General features: G+C 71.6%; 4 protein-coding genes. 2 read left to right on the plus strand and 2 right to left on the minus strand.

Annotated elements, in window-relative coordinates:
• Together E4O86_RS22730 and purU are read left to right on the plus strand one after the other, a co-directional pair.
• Window positions 1-438 (plus strand): sarcosine oxidase subunit gamma (locus E4O86_RS22730; protein WP_161142820.1); only part of this gene is annotated, 438 nt, incomplete at its 5' end.
• A gap of 58 nt (window positions 439-496) precedes the next feature.
• Window positions 497-1,357, plus strand: coding sequence for a formyltetrahydrofolate deformylase (purU, locus tag E4O86_RS22735; protein ID WP_161142821.1), 861 nt, complete (start codon window positions 497-499; stop codon window positions 1,355-1,357).
• A gap of 15 nt (window positions 1,358-1,372) precedes the next feature.
• On the opposite strand, the gene E4O86_RS22740 is transcribed toward purU, so the two are convergent.
• Entirely contained in the window at window positions 1,373-1,828 is a 456-nt protein-coding gene (locus tag E4O86_RS22740) for an MgtC/SapB family protein (protein WP_161142822.1), read from the minus strand.
• Window positions 1,829-1,893: 65 nt separating this feature from the next.
• Window positions 1,894-2,500 (minus strand): molybdopterin cofactor-binding domain-containing protein (locus tag E4O86_RS22745; RefSeq protein WP_161142823.1); only part of this gene is annotated, 607 nt, incomplete at its 5' end.

The raw sequence follows: 2,500 nt of genomic DNA on the forward strand, positions 1-2,500 counted from the left end.
CTCGCGGAGCTTTTCGCCGTGCCGCCCCGGCGGCCGGGATGGGTGCGCGGCGGCGCGGGGCTGCTGATCTGGTCGGGCCCCGATCGATGGCTCGCGGCCGGGCCCGCGCTCGACGTGCCAAGGCTTGCCGCCGCGCTTGCGGGGCTCGCCGCGATCGCCGACCAGAGCGACGGGCGGGCGCTCCTCAGGCTCTCCGGCCCGCGCGTGCGCGACGTGCTCGCGAAGGGCGCGATGATCGACCTCCACCCCCGCGCCTTCGGGACCAGCGACGCGGCGGTCACCGCGATCGCACAGATCGGCGTCGAGATCTGGCAGGTGGACGACCGGCCCGCCTTTGAGCTAGCAATCGCCCGCAGCATGGCGGGGAGCTTCTGGTCCTGGCTCGCCGCCTCCGCTGCCGAATTCGGGTTCGAGGTCCTGGCGCCGGCGCACGCCTGAGCGGCGCGCCCGCCTTCCGGGCGTCGTCCGCCCGATCCCCGCCCTCCGCACGGTCCCCATGAGCACGCAAGCCTTCGTCCTCACGCTCTCCTGCCCGAACCGGCCCGGCATCGTCGCTGCCGTCTCCACCTTCCTCTTCGAGGCGGGCTGCAACATCCTCGACGCGCAGCAATTCGACGACACGACGAGCGGCCGCTTCTTCATGCGCGTCGTGTTCAACCCGGTCGGCGAGCAGGCGCCCGCCAGCCTCTCCTCCGACTTCGCGCGGATCGCGGACGCCTTCGGCATGGACTGGAAGCTGCGCGACCGCTCGGAGCGCCGGCGCGTGATGCTTCTCGTCTCGCGCTTCGACCATTGCCTGGCGGACCTGCTCTACCGCTGGCGGATCGGCGAGCTCTTCATGGACGTGAGCGCGATCGTCGCGAACTATCCGCGCGAGAGCTACGGCCATCTCGATTTCGGCGGCGCGCCGTTCCACTATCTGCCGGTCAGGCGCGACACCAAGCTCGAGCAGGAGGCCGAGCTGTGGCGGCTGATCCGCGAGACGGAGACGGACCTCGTCGTGCTGGCGCGCTACATGCAGGTCCTCTCCGACGGGCTCTCCGCCAAGCTCGCCGGGCGCTGCATCAACATCCACCATTCCTTCCTGCCGGGCTTCAAGGGCGCCAGGCCCTACCACCAGGCGCACGAGCGCGGCGTGAAGCTGATCGGCGCGACGGCGCACTACGTCACCTCCGACCTCGACGAGGGCCCGATCATCGAGCAGGACGTGGAGCGGATCAGCCACCGCGACACGCCCGACGACCTCGTCCGGAAGGGGCGCGACATCGAGCGGCGGGTGCTGGCGCGCGCGGTCGCCCACCATCTCGAGGACCGCGTGATCCTGAACGGCGCGAAGACCGTGGTGTTCGGCTCCTGAGCGCGGCGGCGTCCGTCAGTCGTTCCGGGCCTTTTCGCTTCCCGGGATGAACCGCTCGACGAGCCGGACCAGCGTGAGGAGCAGGAGCCCGAGGACGAGGCCGGTTCCGAGCAGGAAGTACTGGCCGGCGCCGGCGGCGATGCCGACGCCGGCGGCGAGCCAGATATTCGCCGCCGAGGTGAGGTTGTGGACGTCGCCCCGGGCGACGAAGATGGCGCCGGCCGCGATGAAGCCGATCGCCTGGGCGAGGCCCTGCACGACCCGCAGCGGGTCGATGTTCTGATTGCCGGGGTCGGCATGGAGCGTCTCGTAGAGGAGAAGCGCCGAGACGGTGATGATCGCCGAGCTGAGGCCGACCATGCCGTGGGTGCGGACGCCGGCGGAGATGCCGCGCAGCTCGCGGTCGAGGCCGAGAAGCATCCCCGCGACGCTCGCGACGGAAAGGCGGAGGACGATCTCGGTCTCGGTCATTTTCCCGGCTCAGCACTCCGATGGTCCGCCAACGCCCGCGAAAGCGGCCGGTTCCGGGCGGCGGATCACGCGAGGAGGAGCTTCTCCGGCGTGATCGGGAGCGAGCGGACGCGCCGGCCGGTGGCGTGGTGGACGGCGCTCACGATCGCGGGGGCGACGCCGCAGATCGCGATCTCGCCGAGGCCCTTGACGCCGAGCGGATTGAAGTTGCGGTCGTCGCCCGGCAGGAGGATCGCCTCGAGCGCGACGATGTCGGCGCAGACGGGGACGAGATATTCGGCGAGGTTGGCGTTCATCACGCGGCCGAGGCGCTCGTCCCATTCCGCCTCCTCGAAGAGCGCCATGCCGATGCCGCCGACCATGCCTCCGATGCACTGGCTGCGCGCGGTCTTGGGATTGATGACGCGGCCGACGTCATAGGCCCCGACCATGCGCGGGACGCGGATCGTCCCGAGGTCCTCGTCGACGCGAACCTCGACGAAGACGGCGCCGAAGGCGGAGCTCGCGAAGCGCTTCGCCTCGTCGCCCGGCGCCGCCCGGACTTCCGCCTCGACGCTGTCGCGCCCGTCGCGCCGCAGGAGATCGGCATAGGCGACGACCGGCCCGCCGCCTGCCGCGAGGCCGCCGTCGCGCGCGACGATCGCGCCGGCATCGCGCCCGGCGAAGGGGCCG

It is taken from the genome of Propylenella binzhouense (assembly GCF_009866965.1).
GTDB classification, from domain to species: domain Bacteria; phylum Pseudomonadota; class Alphaproteobacteria; order Rhizobiales; family Afifellaceae; genus Propylenella; species Propylenella binzhouense.